The organism is Streptomyces sp. B1I3, from assembly GCF_030816615.1.
Classification (GTDB): Bacteria; Actinomycetota; Actinomycetes; order Streptomycetales; family Streptomycetaceae; genus Streptomyces.
On the sequence record NZ_JAUSYD010000001.1, the window covers coordinates 1 to 18,673 of the forward strand.

The window sequence follows — 18,673 nt, forward strand, 5'->3', positions numbered from 1 at the left end:
CCCGCGGAGCGGGTACCATATCGCTGCGCGATATGCAAGCGAAGACGCGGTGCTTCGCACCGCGTGGAGCGCTTCGCGCTCCGGCCGGCTTCGCTCGGCCCAATCCTTTCGCTTCGCTTCAGGATTGAGGGCCCCTCAGGAAGCTTGCTTCGCAAGCTTCCTGAGGGCGGCCGTTTCACGGCCTGTTGTCAGGCTTGGGGTATGACATCGGGTGGGGCCTTCCGCTTCGCTCCAGACCCCTCACCTTTCGGCTTCGCCTCCAGGGCCCGCTTGCGCGGGCGTCTGGCTAGGAATGGCGGAGGGTCTTCCTTCTGTGCTTGTGGTGCCACCCGGCGTCTGTGGCCCGAAGATGAGCCTCCTACTGGCCCCTCTCTTCGAAGACGCGCCGCGCCACGGCTGCCTCGTCATCCACCAATCCGACCGTCTCGGGCAGCCCCAGCGCCGTACCGCAGTGCTCGCACAGCTTTCCGTCCCCGGCAGGCGTACCGCATGCCTTACAGAACCGTTGGGTTTCCTGATGTTCTGTTTCTTCGGTCATGACGCTTCCGTCCTCTGGTGTATGCGAGTGGGTACGTGGCCGGGTACCCACGAGTTGTCCTTTGATTCCTGTCAGTCTCTGCTTCATTTTCAGATCTCGGATAGACTCTGGACTCGTAACGTGGCGCCACCGGAGACTGGTATCGATTCCGGCGGTCGGCGCGGTTTATCTCGGTAACCGCTTCTGATTCTCGCCGCTCGTACGAAACGGCCCCTCAGGAGAAAGCAGACCAGGTATGGCAGCGAAGGAACTCCGCCCGCACCAGCGGGAAGCCGTTGACGCGGTCCTCCGTGCTCTTGAGTTGCCGGCAGACTCGCTCGTGCCCGAGCGCGGCCTCCGGACACAGGTACTCATGGCGACCGGGTCCGGGGAAAACGCTGGTAGCTGCCCGCAGCGCGCAGGAGCTCCACGCGGGCCGGGTGCTGATCCTCGTGCCCTCGCTGGACCTGCTCGCCCAAACCGAGGCAGCCTGGCGCGAGGGAGGCCGCCGGGGGCCGATGTTCGGGGTGTCCTCCCTGCGGGGTGAGGAAGCTGTCTTCCCCAACACCACGGACGTGGGCGAGCTGCTGGAGTGGACGCGAGGCCTGGACAAGGTCACCGTGTACGCCACGTACGCCAGCCTGGGGCTGGGCACGCTGGAGCGGGCACACGCCGCAGGCCTTGCTGCCTGGGACCTGATCGTGGTCGACGAGGCGCACCGGACGTCGGGGCGGATCGGGAAGCCATGGGCAGTCGTGCACGACAACCAGAAGATCCCGTCCTTGCGCCGGTTGTACATGACGGCCACCCCGCGGTTGTGGCAGCTCGGGGACGCGGACGAGGCCGGCGCGCCCGGTGAGCTGGTAGCGAGCATGGACGACGACCCGGGCGGCCCCTTCGGCAGTCGCTGCTTCACCTTGACACTCTCGGAAGCCGTCGACCGAGGAATCTGTGCCCCCTACCAGGTCGTATGCGTCGACGTCACCGACACCCAGCTCCAAGCCGCGCAGCTCCTAGGTGCCGAAGGCCGCTCCGAACAGGTCCGCGGAGCGCGACTCGCAGCCCTGCAGACCGCGCTGATGAAGGCCTCCTCAGAGGAGGATTTCCGGCGCACGCTGGCCTTCCACCACCTCGTCGCAGAAGCCGAAGCCTTCGCCGCCGGCCTCCCCGACATCGCCGCGCAGCTGCACGCCGCCGAACCGGAACTCTACCCGCGCACGATCTGGGCGGACTGGCTGTGCGGCGAGCACAAACCGCTCCACCGCCGCCGCGTCCTGGACGAGTTCGCCGCAGGGATAACCGCGGACGGCACCATCGTGGAGAAGGGCTACCTGAGCTCCGTGAGAGTGCTCGGCGAGGGCGTGGACACGAAGAACTGCGACTCCGTGTACTTCGCGGACGTACGCGGCTCCATGCCCGACCTTGTCCAAGCCGTCGGCCGGGCGTTGCGGATGCAGCCGGGCGAGGGAAAGACCGCCTCGCTCGTGGTGCCGGTCCTGCTCGGGCCCGGCGAAACAGCCGACAACATGCTCACCTCCCGCGCATACGGCGGCCTCGCCAAACTGCTGGAGGCGCTGCGGGCGCACGACACCAGGGTTGTAGAACAGCTCGCCGAACAGCAAGCTCCAAGCGGCGTCAGGGGCGTACAAAGCCGCAACGGGGAGCAGGAAGGCGAGAATCGCTGGAGTGGCCGGCTGTCGGTGCCGGCCCGGGAACTGCTGAAGTTCAGCACCCCACGCGACCCGGCCGCCTTGGCCGCGTTCATCAACCTGCGCGTCCTCAACCCCGAACACCAACACTGGCGGCGCGGAATCGAAGCCGCCGTCATCTACAAACAGCTCCACGGCGACCTACGCGTCCCGTTCACCTACCGCGTCCCAGAAGCAGCACAGGAGGCTCCAACAGCCGCACGGGAGGCTCAGGAGACCGTGGGCGGGGAAACCGAGCAGTGGCCGGCCTCGCTCGCCGGGTTTCCCCTCGGGCAGTGGACCGCCGACGCCAGGCGCTTCTACGCCCGCGGCACCATGGACGCAGACCGCGTCGAACAACTCGAGAAGCTCGGCATGATCTGGTCACACTTCGACGTCGCCTGGGAAGAAGGCCTTGCCGCCGCCCGTGCGTGGGCAACCGAACACGGCCACCTCCTCGCCCCGCTGGACGCCACCCACCAGGGCGCAAAGGTGGGCATCTTTTTGAAGAATGCGCGGGCCGCCGCCCGCAAGGCCGCCGAGATCGAACAGCGGCGGGCCGAGGGGCTGCCGGTGGAGTCGTCGGCCGGGGCCTTGTCGGACGAGCGGCGTGAGCAGCTGGAGGAGATCGACGCGTCCTGGCGCCCGAGCTGGCCGGTGACCTGGCAGCGGTGCTTCCACCTGGTCCGGATGCATCTCGACGCTGGCGAGGCACTGCCCACCAAGACGCGCCAGGTCCTGCGCCAAGGCGAGGACCTCGGACGATGGGTACAGGCACAGCAGCTCGGATGGGACAAACTGACGTCCGTGCAGCAGTGGATGTGCGAACACGTCCTTGGAATACAACCCGCCAGAGATGAGGACAAGCCGAAACCGCGCACGAGCCAGGCGGAGAAGTGGGCCATGCACTACACCGCCGCCAAGCAGTACTACGAACGCGAAGGCCACCTCCAGGTCCCGCGCAAACACATCGAAACAATCACCGCCACAGAGGCCAGCGGCCGCGACGGCGGAGGCCACGACGACCAGGAGCAGCGGATCGTGCAGCTCAAGCTAGGGGCCTGGGTCAGCAACCAACGAAGCAGGGCCGCCACACTGCCCCCGGAACGTGCGGAGCAGCTGTCCAAAATCGGCATGCGCTGGACGTAATGACACCGCCATCCCCGCGGCCAGGCGCTCCCGGTCGGACATCTGCTCGGACGACTGCGTCCCTGGCAGCGCCTGGACGGCAGGCCGAACGGATCCGCATCAGCGGGGCGTGGGTAAGAGATCTCGAACTTGAGACAGCATCGCCCTCTACGTGCCGCCGGATTCCCCGCGCCGCCTGAGTGGCAGGGTGTCACGGCCCGGGGCGGGTGGTTGGTGCCTGGCGCCGGCGACGGAACTCTCGTCCCTGGCGCCTGCCTGCGGGACGAGCACGACGCCGGGAGGATGCGGGGCGGTGGAGCGGCCGCGAGTTCGAGACAGTGGTCCTACCCGCCTCTGACTTGCGGGTCAGCCGACGTTGACGACCTGGACCTCCCGTACATCGCCGGTGGCTTGTCGACGTACGGGCCGCGGTGAACGTCCCGCTGTCGCGGCCGCGCCTCCTCACCTTTTGGAGCTGGAGAAGTCGGCCCAAGCTACTTGTTGCAGGGCAGTAAAGCCTGTTTGGGGGATCAACTCGTGGTCGCGCGGCAACCCTGAGCATGCACCCCGCCGCCCCGCAGCAGCCGGACCGCCGCGACCTGCTGGTGGCGCGGACGGTCCTCGGCCAGGAGCCCGCACAGCAGCTCCTGCGGTAGGCGGTCGGCGGTCGGCAACAGGGCCGCAGTCGCTTGCCGGACCACCGCCGCCGACGGGTCGTTCAGCAGCGGTCGCACGTCATCGATGCGGACCGCATCCAGCGCCCGCAGCCCCGCTACCGAACAGGCGCGTACGCCGGGGACCGAGTGCGCGAGGAGCACTCGGATCAGGTCCGCATCCTCACGCACCCCGCACTCGCCGAGGCCCACTGCGGCAGCGGGCTGGGCCGCTGGGTCGGCGCACAGCGTGCGGTACAGCGGCGCCGGGTCGGTGCCGCCCTGCCGCAGCACCCACCGGGCGCACGCCCGTACCACGGCGGACCGGTCGGTGAGATACGGCTTTGCGTCGGTGTGACGGCCGATCCGGCGTAGCGCGGTCACCCCGGCCGACCTGACCCGGGGTTGCCGGGACCCAAGCAGGTGGACCACGACCTCGGTGAACTCGTCGAAGGTGCCCTCGCCGAGGGCGGCCACGGCCGCTTCAGCGCAGAGGTTCTGCACGACGACGTCGCGGTGGCGGGCGGCGGTCTGAGCGAGGCGCGCCGTGGGGAGGAGCCGCCTCTCGACGGCGATGTGGTGCGCGAGGCGGACGGTGGCCCGGTCGCCGCTGCCGAGCAGTGCTTCGGCGTGTGCGGGCGGGCCCGTACGCAGCGCCCCGGCCAGCAACTCGTGGGCGAAGCCGCCCTGCGGGCGGCGACCGACCCGCAGGATCAGTGCGGCGTGCGCGACCAGCCGGTGCGAGGGTGCCTCGGCCAGGAGCACGCGGGCCCGTTCGCGTACCGGACTCGCCCAGTCCGCGCAGCGAATAACGACCAGCGCAAGCAGAGCCAGCCGCTGTCCGGCATGGCCCAGCGCGGCCTCGCGAATTCGGCCGTCGGGGTGGCAGAGGGCAAGGGCTAGCTCGGTGTCACCGGGCTCCCGGCGCCACGTGACAGTGAGCAGCGACGCATCCAGGCCCCAGCTCAGCCGCCGCCCGGACAGTGACGCCTTCGAGTGGAACAGCTCCGGTCGCTGCCGGGCCAGTGCACGCACCCCGACGTCGAGGTCGGTCCAGGACTTTGGGTCCGTCACGTCGAGCGCCTGGTCCAGAGCAACTCCAGCTGTCAGGCGCCTGACAGGCTCGCACGACTCGTCTTCGCTGGTCAGCATGGAGGAACCGTAGTAGTGCCCTGCTAGGTTCTGCCTCTAATTTTGTTGCGGGGTGGGGGTGGTTGTACGTCCCCGAGGAAGAACGCGAAACACAGCAGCCTAGCCCCGGAGTACCACCACCTGCCGCCCCGACCGCCCGAGCCCGGCCACCGCACCCACGGGGTCCGGCACTTCCACGGCTGCTACTCGGTCGGTGACGACACGCTCTGGGGCATCAACCGGCGAAAGAAGGGCGCCGGCAACACGCTGGCCGCCCTCAGATCGATCCGGGCGGCCCGCCCAGACGGCGCCCCCATCTACGTGATCTTGGACAACCTGTCCGCGCACAAGGGTGAGAAGATCCGCGCCTGGGCCAAAAAGCACCGGGTCGTACTGTGCTTCACACCGACCTACGCGTCCTGGGCAAATCCGATCGAGGCGCACTTCGGGCCGCTGCGGCAGTTCACCATCGCCAACTCGAACCACCCCAACCACACGGTCCAGACCCGGGCTCTGCACGTCTACCTGCGCTGGCGCAACGCCAACGCCCGCCATCGAGATGTCCTGGCGGCCGAACGCCGCGAACGCGCCCGTGTCCGCAGCGAGAAGGGCGTCCGCTGGGGCGGACGAGCGCGGATGGCAGCCTGATCACTCGCTGACATCCAAGGTCGCGTGGTCCGCGACTCCCAATTCAGACAGCACAGCCCGGAGCCGCTCCAGGACCGCGGTCGCGTCCGAGCCCTCCGCGATCTCAAGGTCAAGATGGCAACGGCCCATGCCGCTGCCCGCGCCCGTGATCTCACCGTCGAACTCGAACGCCGCTTCCAACGCCTCCTCGACCTCATCACGGTCGACCGGCAGCCCCACGAAGACGATCTCCACAAACACTACGGTCCTCCGTCTCACCCCGGCGAACCTTAGCGGTCACAGCACTAGGCAAACTTTCTCGGATCATGTTCTGAGCCAGATGGCGAGGGCTGCGAGTGTGACGGTGCCGAGGTAGATGTAGGCGCGCTTCTCGTAGCGGGTCGCCACGGCACGGAAGCCTTTGAGGCGGTTGATGGTGCGTTCGACGGTGCTGCGTTTCTTGTAGCGCTCGCTGTCGAAACCGGTCGGTCGTCCGCCTCGGGAGCCTCGGATCTTGCGGTGTCTCTGCTGGTCGAGACGTTCGGGGATCGTGTGCGGGATGCCGCGTCGTCGCAGGTAGCGACGGTTCCTGCGGGAGGTGCAGGCCGTGTCCGCCAGGACACGGTCGGGCCGGGTACGAGGTCGGCAGACTCCGGGTCGGGGCACCGATACCTGCTCCAGGACCCGCTCGAGCTGGGGTCCGTCACCGTAGTGTCCGGGGGTCAGGACGAAGGCGAGGGGCCTGCAGCGTCCTTCGGCGACGAGGTGGATTGTGGTGGTGAATCCTCCGCGGGAACGTCCCAGGCATTCGCCGATCTGACCACCGCCTCCAGACGGGTGGTCAGCTTCCGCAGTACCGGATCGACCTGGTTCGTCCCCCGCTTGGCCCCCCTTTGAGGGACGGCGGCCGGGGCCGCTTTCCTCGCACCGGCGGCATGCTGGTGAGCCCGCACGGCTGTCGATGCCGCCCGCCGCGTCCTCCGCTGCCTGTATGCGGGACAGCAGCATCTGCCACGTACCATCCGCTGACCAGCGACGATGCCGTTGATAGACCGTCTACCACGGCCCGAATCGCTCCGGCAGATCCCGCCACTGCACACCGGTCCGACCAACACCTCACCCACGTCACGAGATCCGAGAAACAGTGCCTAAGCCGCCTGGTCATCGCCCTGGTGGCCGTTCACGCTCTGCCTGGTGAAGAACTCCGCACGATTCGGACAACCGATCTCAACCTTGCCCGCGGCACCCTCGAAGTCCGCCGCGGCTTGCTGCGGCACACCCTCTACCTAAAAGAATTTAGCCACCGACTCGCCAGCGAGTGGCTCGCCTACCGCTACCACCGCTGGCCAGCATCGACGAGCCTCCATCTTCTCGTCAGTCAGAAGACGGCCCTCGACCCGGATCATCCGGTGGTCAGTAGAACATTGCTTCGCAGGACCCTCCCCAAGGACGTCACGCTCGTCGGCCTGCGGCAGGACCGCATGCTCAACGAGGCGTTGGCCACCGGTGATCCCCTCAAGCTGATGCGGCTTTTCGGGATCACCGCACAGACCGCCATGCGCTATGTCGGCGCCGCCTGCCCGGAGCGCACCGCGAAACTGCCCAGGTTGCGGGCCCGCTCCGAGCCCGATGCCAGCTGAAAGCCCGTGGCGGTGTAGCAGTGGGTCCGGCATCATCCCCATGTGATTGTGATGCAACCCGTACTGGAGATCTCCGCAGCCGACGACTTCGCGCTCTGGCCTGTTGGCGAGCACAAGTCATATGGCTACCTCGTGCTAAACGGGGAGCTCACTCCGGCGGAGGTCGGCACGGCGGTTATGCAGATCGCCGACTGCAACGACTTCGACCCGGAGGAGGAGCACGGGCCGTGCCCGACCGACCCGCTCGGCGCCTTCCTGCGCGGCTTGCTCGCCATGCCTGACTTGTTCGCCGCCGGCGGCTTCCGGGTGACCGACAACGCCACCGACACCGTCTTCGTCGAGCCGGGCTGCTGCAACGGCCTGGAGACCTGGCGCGACTGGCTGGAGGTGCTCAACGGCACCGGCTGCTCCTACTTCGGCCACGATCCGTCCTCGATGGCCGAACGTCTTGGCGACATCGTCCGGCTGACGCTCGACGCCCACGAGACGGACAGCAGCCCGGTGATCGAGCTGTCGGTAGACCAGGTACGCACGCTCGTCATCGGCGCCCAGCAGGATTTGCAGGACTTCCTCAGCCTTGCCGAAACCTGGGCTGAACAACACCTGCCAGCACACGCTGCCGCCGTCACTGCCGCCCTGGCACGGGCACTGGACCTGGCGCCAACACCATGACCAGCTTCCTGACCCACCGAGCGCACGTGCACGACGCCCGGCTCCCCCTCCACCGGCGGCACAGCGCGTTGCGCACTTGCCTCACCGTTTTTGCTCCCTACGGCTTGCGGGCGACATACCACCACCTCACGCTCAGCGCCGCGATCCCCCGTCGGTTGGAGGCGGACCCGGACGCGCTGGCGCGGGCGGTGGAGGAACTGCACGACGCGCGGGTGCTGTGGCTCGTGCGGGCAGACGAGTACGCCGCGCAACGCCGGGCGGAAAAGCAGGCTGGGCGGCGGGCTGTACCGAACCCTCGGCCGTGGTGGCTGCAGAGCTGGTGGGAAAGCCCCGACTGTGCCTGGTTCGAAGACCCGTTTCGCCACCCGTCGCTGCGACTGTCCGAGTACGTCCGGCGGCAGAACGCGATTTTGGACGGTGCCGAGCCGCCCGGCTGCCCGGCTTGCGGGGATGAGGGACCACGAGTGCTGAGCTCGACCGGGCACGGTTGGGTCGAGCTGTGCCGTGGGTGCGCGCGGGCGCTGGCGCCATGTCCGTGCGGGCAGCGGCACCGGTTCGTGCCGGAAACCCCGTTCAACTGGAACGAAATCTGGCAACGGGCGCACATGAGTGATGACGGCACGCCGAACCCACATTGGCCTGCCGGGTAGCCAGTTGGATCGGCAACACGGCGAACGCTCGGAAAATCAGATTCCGGCAGCTTCGCCGGAACCCGCGTGCGGGACCGCCGCAGCTATCAACTGACGCGCAGGTTCCGGCCTGCCAGCGTTCAGGCATCTCGGTACCCGCGCGCTTACGACGCCGACAAGTTCAAGGCCATCAACGACGGCCTCGGGTACTCGGCGGGCGTCACCGCCCTTACGTCGATCGGCGCCCGGCTCACCGCCTGGGCGGGCCAGCACGCCGCCGTAGGCCGCCTCGGAGGCGACGAGTTCGCAGTCGTCCTTCAGCTGACCCCCGGCCGCCGTGCGCAGCGCCTGGAGCAACTGGTCCGGATGCTGCACACGCCGGTCGTCCTGGACGACGGCCGCACCGTCGACGTCGCCGCCTCGGTCGGCGCCGTGACGCCGGACGTGCTCGGCACCCACGACCTGACCGCGCTGCAGAGGGCGGTCGATGCCGCTCCCTACGACGGGAAGCACTCCGGCCGCGCAGTCCTCGCGACCAGGCAGCACGTCACGGTGCCGTCCATCAACGGCCGCCGGGCCGGGCGCCCGGGTACAGCGGTGTGGGGGCGAGCCGCGTTAGCGCCGCCGAACTCGAGGGCGGCGACTGGATCCGCGGCATCACCATCCGCCAGCGATGTCTCAGCCTCTTGGAGAGGGGATGTTGTAGATCCAGGATGTTGGTTAGGTTCGCTGCTCTCCAACCGTCTCGCCGTCAGCCGGTCCTGGTGCTGCCCGACGTACAGACCAGGCTGGGCGACCCCGAAGTCGCCGCCGCGCTCGGTGTCTCCCCCGCGCAGGGCGCCGACCTGCGCGACGGCGAACTTGATATGGGGGTCAGCAACTGCAAGGACCCGCACGACTCGCCGCACAGCGTCCCGGGCAAGCTCTGCCACGTCGCCCCCACCATGTGCATGGCCTGCGGAAACGTGATCACTCCGAGGGCTCTCGCAGAACTCTCACAGATGAACATTTCTGAGAATGACGCTGCGTAACCTTGGTTAACGCAACGGAATACCGCCGGAACGACGTCCCGCCGGGGGTCGGCACTCTTGAGTGGCCGGAGCTCTCGGGTCAGCCAGCCGGGTTGTACGTCTCTTCGGGAGCCTGCGGCCGGGAGGCGGAGGTGTCGGTCCAGCTGGCGAGGAGGCCCAGGGCTTCGGCGGAGGGGGAGGCGGGTTCGGGGGTGTAAATGGTGAGGGTCTGTTCGGGGTCGCCTTCGACGGCCAGGACCAGGTAGTCGAGGGTGAGGTCGCCGACGAGCGGGTGGTGGAGGCGTTTGGTGCCGGTGGTGTGAGCGATTACGTCGTGGTCGGCCCACATGCGGCGGAAGGCGTCGCTGTGCAGGGACAGTTCGCCGATCAGCTCGGTGAGCTGCGGGTCGTCGGGGTGGCGTCCGGCGTACAGGCGCAACGCGGCCAGGCAGTCGCCGGCGACCCGCTCCCAGTCGGCGTACAGCGTGCGGGCGGCCTCGTCGAGGAAGACGAAACGGGCGAAGTTGCGTTCGCGGCGGGGCCGGGCTTCGAAGTCGGTGTAGAGGGCGTGAGCCAGCCGGTTGGCGGCCAGGACGTCCGTGCGTCGCCCCTGAACCACGGCGGGGACGCTGAGGGAGTCCAGGGTGCGGTAGAGGACAGGGTGGACCCGTTGGGGGGCGAGGGGGCGCTTGCGGCGGGCCCGGGTGGTGGCGGTGGGCTGGGCGAGGTCGAAGAGGTGGGCGCGTTCGGCCTCGTCCAGGTGCAGGGCGCGGGCGACGGCCTCCAGGACGGTTTCGGAGACGCCCTGGGTGCGGCCCCTTTCCAGGCGGATGTAGTAGTCGACGCTGACTCCGGCGAGCTGGGCGACTTCCTCGCGGCGCAGCCCCGGCACGCGGCGGGGGCCGCCGTGCGGGGCGAGGCCAGCCTGTTCGGGGGTGATCCGGGCCCGGCGGGTGCGCAGGAACTCGCGGATCTCGCTGCTGCGGTCCATGGGTCCACCGTACGGCGGTACCCGGCAGGTCAGCATGCTGGAAGGGGGTACTGGCAGACCCCCGGAAGAGCCGTGCCCCGTACGGGGGCCCGGGCGGGGTCGGCGGGTGGTTGCCTGGATAGCGGGCCCGGTGCACGGCACTGATCTTCGAGAAATACGCGCCGTAAGGCCGTCGGAGATCGTCGCTGCCGCTGCCCGCCGTCTGCCCTCACGCCGTACGTCTGAAGAAGAGGACACCCTATGGGTTCGAAACTGACCGGCACCGTCGCACTCGTCACCGGCGCGAGCAGCGGTATCGGCGCCGCCACCGCCCGCCGACTCGCCGAGGACGGGGCCTCAGTGGCGTTCGTGGCCCGCCGCAAGGACCGCCTGGAAGCCCTTGCCGCTGAGATCGAACAGGCGGGTGGCACCGCGCTGGTGGTGGCTGCGGACATCACCGACCGCCTCCAGGCCGAGAACGCCGTACAGCAGGTCATCGAGCGGTACGGACGGCTGGACATCCTGGTCAACAATGCCGGCCTGATGCTCTTGGGCCCCGTCGTCGGCGCGGACGCCGAGGAGTGGGACCGCATGATCGCCATCAACGTCCAGGGCCTGCTCTACACCACCCGCGCCGCCCTGCCGCACCTGCTGAAGGCCGCCGAACAGGACCCGCGCCGGGTCGCCGACATCGTCAACATCGGCTCGTACGCCGGCCGGGTGGCGAGCAAGGGCTTCGGCGTCTACAACGTCACCAAGTTCGGGGTGCACGCCTTCACCGAGTCCCTGCGCCAGGAAGTCACCCAGCGCCACGTGCGCGTCGGTGTCCTGGAGCCGGGCGCCGTGGAGAGCGAACTGGGCACGCACAACAAGCCCGAGGTCCGCGGTGAACTGATCGACCCCTACTTCGAGGGGACCGAGGTCCTGGCCGCCGAGGACATCGCCGACGGCGTCGCCTACATGGTCACCCGTCCCCGCCGCGCCGCCATCGGCGAGCTGTGGATCATGCCCACCGAACAGGGCTGATCCCATCCACGCTCGGCATAGCCACGCACTGGGCACCGCGATCGGTGCCCGAAAGGAAACTCTCATGAGCAAGGTCATTTTCGTCACTGGTGCCGGACGCGGTCTCGGCACGGACATCGTCCGCCGGGCCCTCGCGGCCGGCCACCAGGTCGTCGCCACCGGCCGACGCCCCGAGGAGGTCGAGAAGACGCTGGGCGGCCCGCAGGACAATCTGGTGGTCACCAAGCTGGACGTCACCAGCCTGGACGACGCGCACGCGGCCGTACAGGCCGCGGTCGACCGCTTCGGCCGCATCGACGTCCTGATCAACAACGCCGGGAACTTCTTCGCCGGCTACTTCGAAGAGGTCTCCCCGGAGCACATGCGGCAGCAGATCGAGACCAACCTCTTCGGCCCGATGAACGTCACCCGCGCCGTCCTGCCCGTCATGCGCACTCAGCGCGACGGCCACGTCATCACGATCTCCTCGCTCGCCGGTCAGGTCGGCACGGAGTTCACCTCCGCCTACGCCGCGTCCAAGTTCGCCGTCGAGGGCTGGATGGAGGCCCTGCACCACGACATCGCCCCGTACAACATCCGCACCACCATCGTCGAGCCCGGCTACTTCCGCACCGAACTGCTCGTGGACGCCTCCACCACCTGGCCCGAGCCGACCATCGACGACTACGCCGAGCGCACCACCGCCACGGTCGAAGCGTGGAAGAGCATCAACGGCCAGCAGCCCGGCGACCCCACCAAGCTCGCCCACGCCCTGCTGACCCTCGCCGACCATGATCAGCCGCCGCTGCGCTTCGTCGCCGGCGCCGACGCCATCGAGGGCGTCACCGCCAAGGCCCAGGAACTACTCGCCCAGGCCGAAGCCTCCCGCGAACTGGGCGGCAACCTCGGCCACGACGAAACCGCCTCGGTCTGACCCCGGTGTGATGAGTCGGCGTATTCAGCCGACAGCTCGATCGTCGTACGCCCCGTTCCCGCCCAGGGGTCATCCGTCCTGGCCATCGTCATCGTCGTCGAGGCCGGACGCGTCTGGGTCGCGCAGCGGCCGCAGGCCGCCGCCGGCCGGGGTGGGGGCGGTGAAGCTGTAGCGGCCGAGCACGTTGAGGTTGTGGTGCTTGAGCGGGGAGAGCCGGGCGATGTCCTCGTCACGGATCTCGTGGCCCTCGGCGCGCAGCTGGGTGACGGCGGCGTCGATGTAGCGGGTCGTCCAGAGCACCGCGGCGTTGAGGACCAGGCCGAGCGAACCGAGCTGGTCCTCCATGCCGTCCCGGTACGCCTGGTGGACGGTGCCGCGCTTGCCGTGGCACACGTCGCGGGCCGGCTTGTGGCGGGACTGCTGCACGGTGAGCTGCCGGTTCATCTGCCGGCGGTAGGAGTCGTCGACCGGGTCGACGACCCGGAGCAGGTGCTCGGTCTCGGCGATCCGCCCGTACTGGGCGAACGCCTGCCCCAGCGGTGTCGGGTGGCCCTCGCGGCCGAACATCCGCAGCAGGTCGTACGCCGGCCGGCCGTGACGGTGACCGCATGTGTGGAACGGGCGCACCGCCCCCCGAACTATTCGTCAGGCGCCGTGCCAGACCGGGGCGTCCGTCCCGCACAGACCCGACGGGCGCGCCCAGTTCACCGGGCCCCCCTCGTACGACACCGGCGGCAGCACGTGCCGCAGTCGGCCCATGGGGCTGGCGGTCTCGGTCAGCCAGTGCTCGGCCTCGAAGCCCTCATCCTCGCCCGGAACGGCTGCCAGATCGTGGACCAACCAGTGCGCGGTCTGCGTCAGGGCCAGACGGACAAGGCGGGTGCCTCCCGTGCGGTGCTGCTCAGTGAGCGCGCGCAGCACGCCGGCCGCGAGCAGATAACCGGTGCCGTGGTCGAGCGCCTGGGCGGGCAGCGCACCGGGCGAGTCCGGCGAACCCTCCAGTTCGGCGATTCCGGTGGCCACCTGTACCAGGCTGTCGAAACCGCGCCGCTCGTGCCACGGCCCGTAACGGCCCCACGCGGAGAGCTGGGCAATCACGAGACCCGGACGGCGCTCGGCGAGCGCCTCGGGTGTCAGTCCGAACCGTTCCAGCGCGCCCGGCCGGTAACCGGTGACCACCACGTCTGCCTTATTGAGCAGTCCCTCAAAGAGCCTACGGTCGGTGGCCTCTCCCAGGTCCAGGGTGGTCGAGCGCTTCCCCATTCCCGTGTCGTTGTGGGCCTCCTGACTTTCCGGCAGGTGTGGGGCGTCGATCCGCAGCACGTCAGCTCCGAGCAACGCCAGCGTTCGGGTGGCGACCGGACCGGCCAGCACTCGGGTCAGATCCAGGACGCGCAGCCCTGCGCACGGTAGGGCGGCGCCACCAAGCATCCGGTCCGGGGCATCATCGAGGCGCGCTGTCGTCAGCAGCGGCTTTCCCGCAACCATGACCCCCTGCTCGCTCTTGGCCCAGTCCTCGGGGCCGCGTGCCGCGACGGCCAGACCGCCCGCCGCGTACACGGTCTCCTCCACCTCTAGCGCGGAAAGCCGGGCGATCGCCCGGCCCACCGCGTCCGCCTCCTCCCCGCCGACGTCCTCCGGCACCCCGAGAGCGGCGAGCAATCGGGCCCGGTGGTGCGGGTAGTTGGCATGCGTACGAACCCATCCATCGGTCGCCCGCCAGAACCGAGACAGTGGCGAGAAGGTCGACCACGCTTGCCCGTCGACCCGCACCAACCGGTCGCTGAGGAACGCCGCCGCGACTGCCTCGTCATCAACCTGCACACGGGGAACGGGGCGCCCCGTACGTCCGGAAGTGAGCTCGGCTGCCGCGAGCGAGCACACCGCGACAGTGGCACGCGCCAGCTCCATGACGGGCAGCCGCGCCGGCAGCCCTCCGGATGGACCGCCGTAGGACACCCGGTCGAGCAGCGATGAATCGGCACCCAGTGCCGCCCAAGCCTGGGAGGCCCCCGAGGGAAGTGAAGAGTTCATACGCACACTATGGCGCTGAGTGTCATTTCCGGTGAAGGGCAGCGCCCAGGAGCTGGGTCCTCGCTGATGCGCTACTGAGTGCAGGGTGGCACCATGTGTCAACGATCTTGTATGAGGGTAGGGCCGAGCCGGTCTTTCATGGCGAGTTCGGAGCGCTTACGAATCAGGCGGCCTGGCCGAGGCCGACGGCAGTGAGGACCCGTCCCCCGCGCCTCAGTCTTCCTGGCCTTCCGCCTCACCCGGTGCCTCAGCGCGCGTCCGAGCTGCCGCCGCATGGGCGGGACCACCGTACTGCGGGACCTTGGTGAGCGGGTCGCGTGTCCCGACGCCGTGGCGGCGGTCGTAGACGGTGTCCGCGGTGTGGGAGCCCTCCGCCCGACGGCCGGCCGTGTTCCGCTCGGCGAGCGGGACCCCCTGTTCGGCCATGTCGGTGTTCGCGCCGGCCCGCCACGAGTGCGAGGTGACGTTCTTGTCGTCGATGTACGGCGTCCCCGCCCGTTCGGCGAGGAGCTGAAGCCGTTCCGTACGAGGTGTACGTCGCGGTCGTGCACGGGTAGGCGAGGCGCGGCAGGTCCTGCTGCGCGCACCATGCCTGGAAAGCTCGCACCGTCGAGTCGCGATTGACGATCGTGTTCTCCGCCAGATCCGGTTCACTCAGCTCGGCCTTGTCCTGGGAAGACAGCCGGAAGTCCGCATCTAAGCTCCTCGAACGACTCGCCGACGTTCCTACCCCCGCAGGGCCGACACCGAGCCACATCGGCGTCCCCGCGACTGCGACACCGCTGCCGGCCATCGACCTCACCACCCGCACGCGATCGCGCCGACCCGGTGAGCCGTGCTGAGGACCCCTCGAACATTATCCAGGTGTGGGCCAGCACGAGAAGATGCCAGAGTCACCGTCGTGACCTTGATGAACGTGCTCATCGACTTCGCCCGGACCGGCCGTATCGGCCCGCTTCACTGCGGCATGCCCCTGACCCAGGCCGAGGATCTCCTCGGGCCAGGACGCCCGCACCCCGCCATCCGGATGAGACCAGACATTGACGGCTATCCCCACGCCTGGAACGGCCTGGAGCTGTCCATCACCCAACGCCTTGTAAGCGGAATCTCGATCAGTCTCCGGCCGGGCTCGACAACCAAGTTGCCGCCCCTGGTCTTGCCAGACTCAGAGTCCTACCCGTCCACAGTGCTCAGAGAAGACCTGATTGCTGGCCTTGACGCAGTCGACTGCCGCCACGACATCAACGACCGCCTCACATTCGGAGAGCAATCCAGCATTCTTACTCAACCCGCGAACATCTGCGCGGTGTTCTTCACGCCTGGCCGTGACGACCATGTGCCCCATCGTGAACGCCTCTACCTCGGCGTAATCCACAAACACACCGCCTGACATCTTTGATTCCACAGAAAGGGCGGGAAATCCCGGGGTATGGCCCGCCACCTGCAGCCGGTGTCGACGACGCACCGGATCGCGTCCGCGACCTCCCGGCGCGGGTGCTTCTCCGGGCGACGCCGGCCTTGGTCTCGCAGGCCGGTACCGGCAGCAGCGGTTCGATCAGCGCCCATTCGTCGTCCCAGGTGTCGGAGGGGTAGCAGCGGCGACGCGGCAACTGTTCCTCCCTCAAGACGGTGGGTGGGACCGGTCGCTCTGCGGCCGGTCCCACCGGTCAGGCGTCGTGAAGTCGGCGATCACATCGAGCGTGGACTCGACCGAGTTGAGCTGGGTGTTGAGGTGCTTGATCCACCGCCCCTTCGGTTGCAGGACGGCGTGCGGGGCGACGGTTCCGGTGATGAAGCGGCGGATCTCGGTGAGCTTGCCGCGGATGACCGCGACCTCGTCTGCCTGGAGTTCGGCGGGATCGGCGCAGAACTTGCAGCCGTCCGGCCTCGTCCAGATCAGCGGCGGCCAGCCGCGTTCGGTGATGGTGTCCCGCAGGCAGGCCAGGCCCGAGCGGGCCTGGTGGGGCGACAGTTTCCTGTGCCCTGACCTGCGGTTTCCACTCGGATTCAGTCTCCTCCACCAGAGCGGCTGACGGCGCTTCTGTGGGTCGTCAGCTCCCCGGCGCGGTAGCGCTCCACCGTCCGGCGCGAGACACCCAGACGCTCCGCCAGATCCTTGGTCGGCCCCTTCGCCCGCGTGAGGAGGAATTTCACCTGTGCCTTGGCGGAATTCGGCGCGGGGCGGGTGAAGACCTTCCGCTCCGCCCGCGCGAGGGCCTCCAGGACCTTCCTGCGGCCGGGGGGGGGCCAGCTGCTGCTTGTCATCGCTCATGCCAAGCACTCGGCCATGGGGAACCTGTGGACAGAGGCCAGGCTCCGGCGCGTGAGCGAGCCCCGGACCGCATCGGTCCGGTGAGCCGAAGCTCGGTAGTTGTCACCGGCGAAGACCGCTGAGCTGGCGAACAGGAACGGTCGAAGCAGCCTGGTTGTCACCGCTGAAGCACTCGACTTGTCACAGGTACTCGTTCGGCAGCCTTTCTGTCATCAGCTGCCCAAGACCGGACATCCGAGGAGTGCCTCTCGGATCAACAAGGTCCAGGAGCGCGCGGGCGAGACGTGGGCGGGGGCGTGACCAGCCACGGGAACCACGCGGACTGGCCGAAGCCAGAGTGGGAGACTGGTGGAGACCGTCGTCATGACCGCCCCACCCGGGGGCCGGGGTGGGCTGGTCGCACCGGTGGTCCCTCCTTCGGGCTGAGTCCTGTGCTTCCCGGTGGCATGTGCTTGTCGATTCGCGGGCCCCTTGGGGTTTGCGCTGGTGAGGGATAGGTCATGGCGGAAGAGTGGGATGTCGGCTTGACGGGTCTTGGGCTGCGGAGGCAGGTATGACGGCGCAGGGCTTGGCACGGGCGCTGGCCCGGCTGCTGGAGGCCAGTCACACGGCCCCCTTCGAGCAGTTGCCCCGTCTGCTCGACACTGCGGCGAAGGAGGCCGGTGCGGGTGGGGCGCGGCTGTTCGTGGCGGATCTTCAGGAGGATGTGCTGGGCGAGGTCACCGGCGTGGGCTTGAGCGCCGGCGAAGGTGGCGAGGAGTGTCGGATCGAGGGCACCTTGCCGGGCCGCGCCTACCAGCTCACAGAGGTCACGACGCCGGCGAGCGGCGGGGCCTGCTGGGCTCCGGTGCGCGACGGCACCCAGCGCCTGGGCGTCCTGCACGTCGAACCCGGTCCCGGCGACAGGGGCAAGCCCGATGAGGACGTGGTGCGGGCGCTGGCGTCGGTGGCCGGGTTGCTGCTGGTCTCCAAGCGGGCCCACAGCGACTCCCATGCCCGGCTGGTGCGCACCCGGCCGATGGGGATACCGGCGGAACTGCAGTGGGCGCTGATGCCGCCGCGGACCTTCTCCGACCAGCGGGTCACGATCAGCGCCTTCATGGAACCGGCCTACCAGGTGGCCGGGGACGCCTTCGAGTACGCGATGGCCGGTGACGTCCTGCACCTGGCGGTCTTCGACGCGATGGGCCACGACACTGCCGCCGGCCTGACCGCTGCCCTGGCGATTTCCACCTGCCGCAGCCACCGCCGCGCCGGCGCGACGATCCCCGAAGCCAGTGTGGCAATCGAGGACACCCTGGTCGAGCAGTTCAGGCACAGCAGCTACGCCACTGGCATCCTCGCCGACCTGGAGCTGGACACCGGCAAGTTCAGCTGGGTCAACCGCGGACACATGCTGCCGGTACTGATCCGCGGCGGCCGCTGGGCCAGTACGCTTAGCTGTCCGCCGGCCGGGCCGATGGGCACCGGGTTCGACCTGCCCATCAAACAGTGCACCGAGCAGCTGGAACCCGGCGACCGGCTGCTGCTGTTCACCGACGGCATCACCGAAGCCCGCGACACCGACGGCCGCGAATTCGGCGTAGAACGCTTCACCGACTTCATCATCCGCCACCAAGCCGACAACCTCCCCGTCGACGAAACCCTGCGGCGTCTCATGCACGCCGTCATGGACTACCACCAGGGACGGCTGGAGGACGACGCCACCGTCCTGTTCTGCGAATGGCACGGCCCTGGCTCCTCGGACGGATAGAAGGGGGCGG

The 18,673-nt window shown here is 68.8% G+C and carries 16 protein-coding genes and 5 pseudogenes; 11 read left to right on the forward strand and 10 right to left on the reverse strand.

What is annotated here, in order from left to right; genetic code table 11:
* Positions 1–358: 358 nt before the first annotated feature.
* The gene (locus tag QFZ58_RS00005) at positions 359–538 is read right to left on the reverse strand and encodes a hypothetical protein (RefSeq protein WP_307122796.1); all 180 of its coding nucleotides are present in this window, start codon (positions 536–538) and stop codon (positions 359–361) included.
* Positions 539–773: 235 nt separating this feature from the next.
* Here QFZ58_RS00005 and QFZ58_RS00010 point away from each other — a divergent pair.
* Positions 774–3,354: pseudogene (locus QFZ58_RS00010) on the forward strand (Helicase associated domain protein).
* Between the two features lie 509 nt (positions 3,355–3,863).
* Here QFZ58_RS00010 and QFZ58_RS00015 read toward each other — a convergent pair.
* Positions 3,864–5,138 (reverse strand): hypothetical protein, encoded by a 1,275-nt coding sequence (locus tag QFZ58_RS00015; RefSeq protein ID WP_307122797.1) that lies wholly within the window; start codon positions 5,136–5,138, stop codon positions 3,864–3,866.
* Positions 5,139–5,273: 135 nt separating this feature from the next.
* Here QFZ58_RS00015 and QFZ58_RS00020 point away from each other — a divergent pair.
* Positions 5,274–5,765: pseudogene (locus tag QFZ58_RS00020) on the forward strand (transposase); the annotation flags it as partial.
* Here the strand turns inward: QFZ58_RS00020 and QFZ58_RS00025 are convergent.
* Both QFZ58_RS00025 and QFZ58_RS00030 read right to left on the reverse strand, forming a co-directional pair.
* Positions 5,766–5,999 (reverse strand): hypothetical protein, encoded by a 234-nt coding sequence (locus QFZ58_RS00025; RefSeq protein ID WP_307122798.1) that lies wholly within the window; start codon positions 5,997–5,999, stop codon positions 5,766–5,768. It lies immediately after the preceding pseudogene.
* Between the two features lie 69 nt (positions 6,000–6,068).
* Complete coding sequence (locus tag QFZ58_RS00030; protein WP_307122799.1) at positions 6,069–6,752, reverse strand: IS5 family transposase; 684 nt, start codon at positions 6,750–6,752, stop codon at positions 6,069–6,071.
* Between the two features lie 164 nt (positions 6,753–6,916).
* Here QFZ58_RS00030 and QFZ58_RS00035 point away from each other — a divergent pair, with 164 nt between their 5' ends.
* From QFZ58_RS00035 to QFZ58_RS00055, 5 genes and pseudogenes are all read left to right on the forward strand, one after another.
* Positions 6,917–7,384 (forward strand): hypothetical protein, encoded by a 468-nt coding sequence (locus QFZ58_RS00035; RefSeq protein ID WP_307122800.1) that lies wholly within the window; start codon positions 6,917–6,919, stop codon positions 7,382–7,384.
* Between the two features lie 51 nt (positions 7,385–7,435).
* Positions 7,436–8,056, forward strand: a complete 621-nt coding sequence (locus QFZ58_RS00040) for a hypothetical protein (RefSeq protein ID WP_307128727.1) — start codon at positions 7,436–7,438, stop codon at positions 8,054–8,056.
* Positions 8,053–8,706, forward strand: coding sequence for a hypothetical protein (locus tag QFZ58_RS00045; protein ID WP_307122801.1), 654 nt, complete (start codon positions 8,053–8,055; stop codon positions 8,704–8,706). The genes QFZ58_RS00040 and QFZ58_RS00045 overlap by 4 nt, the downstream gene beginning before the upstream one ends.
* Before the next feature lie 66 nt (positions 8,707–8,772).
* Positions 8,773–9,156: pseudogene (locus QFZ58_RS00050) on the forward strand (diguanylate cyclase domain-containing protein); the annotation flags it as partial.
* Positions 9,157–9,449: 293 nt separating this feature from the next.
* Positions 9,450–9,716, forward strand: coding sequence for a hypothetical protein (locus QFZ58_RS00055; RefSeq protein ID WP_307129092.1), 267 nt, complete (start codon positions 9,450–9,452; stop codon positions 9,714–9,716).
* Between the two features lie 79 nt (positions 9,717–9,795).
* On the opposite strand, the gene QFZ58_RS00060 is transcribed toward QFZ58_RS00055, so the two are convergent.
* Positions 9,796–10,686 carry a helix-turn-helix transcriptional regulator gene (locus QFZ58_RS00060; RefSeq protein ID WP_307122802.1) on the reverse strand — a complete coding sequence of 297 codons (891 nt, stop codon included), beginning with the start codon at positions 10,684–10,686 and terminating at the stop codon, positions 9,796–9,798.
* A 240-nt stretch (positions 10,687–10,926) separates the two neighbouring features.
* On the opposite strand from QFZ58_RS00060, the gene QFZ58_RS00065 reads away from it, so the two are divergent.
* Entirely contained in the window at positions 10,927–11,691 is a 765-nt protein-coding gene (locus QFZ58_RS00065) for an SDR family NAD(P)-dependent oxidoreductase (protein ID WP_307122803.1), read from the forward strand.
* A gap of 64 nt (positions 11,692–11,755) precedes the next feature.
* On the forward strand, positions 11,756–12,604 hold the full coding sequence (locus QFZ58_RS00070) for an SDR family oxidoreductase (protein ID WP_307122804.1): 849 nt from the start codon (positions 11,756–11,758) through the stop codon (positions 12,602–12,604).
* A 69-nt stretch (positions 12,605–12,673) separates the two neighbouring features.
* On the opposite strand, the pseudogene QFZ58_RS00075 reads toward QFZ58_RS00070, so the two are convergent.
* The 3 genes and pseudogenes from QFZ58_RS00075 to QFZ58_RS00085 form a co-directional block, all read right to left on the reverse strand.
* A pseudogene (locus tag QFZ58_RS00075) lies at positions 12,674–13,189 on the reverse strand (Tn3 family transposase); the annotation flags it as partial.
* 60 nt (positions 13,190–13,249) lie between these two features.
* A complete protein-coding gene (locus tag QFZ58_RS00080; protein WP_307122805.1) occupies positions 13,250–14,638 on the reverse strand; it encodes a CoA transferase in 1,389 nt (462 codons plus the stop codon).
* A 213-nt stretch (positions 14,639–14,851) separates the two neighbouring features.
* A complete protein-coding gene (locus QFZ58_RS00085) occupies positions 14,852–15,064 on the reverse strand; it encodes a hypothetical protein (protein ID WP_307122806.1) in 213 nt (70 codons plus the stop codon).
* 475 nt (positions 15,065–15,539) lie between these two features.
* On the opposite strand from QFZ58_RS00085, the gene QFZ58_RS00090 reads away from it, so the two are divergent.
* Positions 15,540–16,028: a hypothetical protein gene (locus QFZ58_RS00090; protein WP_307122807.1), complete on the forward strand. Its 489-nt coding sequence runs from the start codon at positions 15,540–15,542 to the stop codon at positions 16,026–16,028.
* 17 nt (positions 16,029–16,045) lie between these two features.
* Here the strand turns inward: QFZ58_RS00090 and QFZ58_RS00095 are convergent.
* Both QFZ58_RS00095 and QFZ58_RS00100 read right to left on the reverse strand, forming a co-directional pair.
* A pseudogene (locus QFZ58_RS00095) lies at positions 16,046–16,263 on the reverse strand (transposase); the annotation flags it as partial.
* A gap of 382 nt (positions 16,264–16,645) precedes the next feature.
* Positions 16,646–16,903: an HTH domain-containing protein gene (locus QFZ58_RS00100; RefSeq protein WP_307122808.1), complete on the reverse strand. Its 258-nt coding sequence runs from the start codon at positions 16,901–16,903 to the stop codon at positions 16,646–16,648.
* Positions 16,904–17,463: 560 nt separating this feature from the next.
* Between QFZ58_RS00100 and QFZ58_RS00105 the strand changes: the two genes are divergently transcribed.
* Positions 17,464–18,663: a PP2C family protein-serine/threonine phosphatase gene (locus QFZ58_RS00105; protein WP_307122809.1), complete on the forward strand. Its 1,200-nt coding sequence runs from the start codon at positions 17,464–17,466 to the stop codon at positions 18,661–18,663.
* The last annotated feature ends 10 nt before the right edge of the window (positions 18,664–18,673 follow it).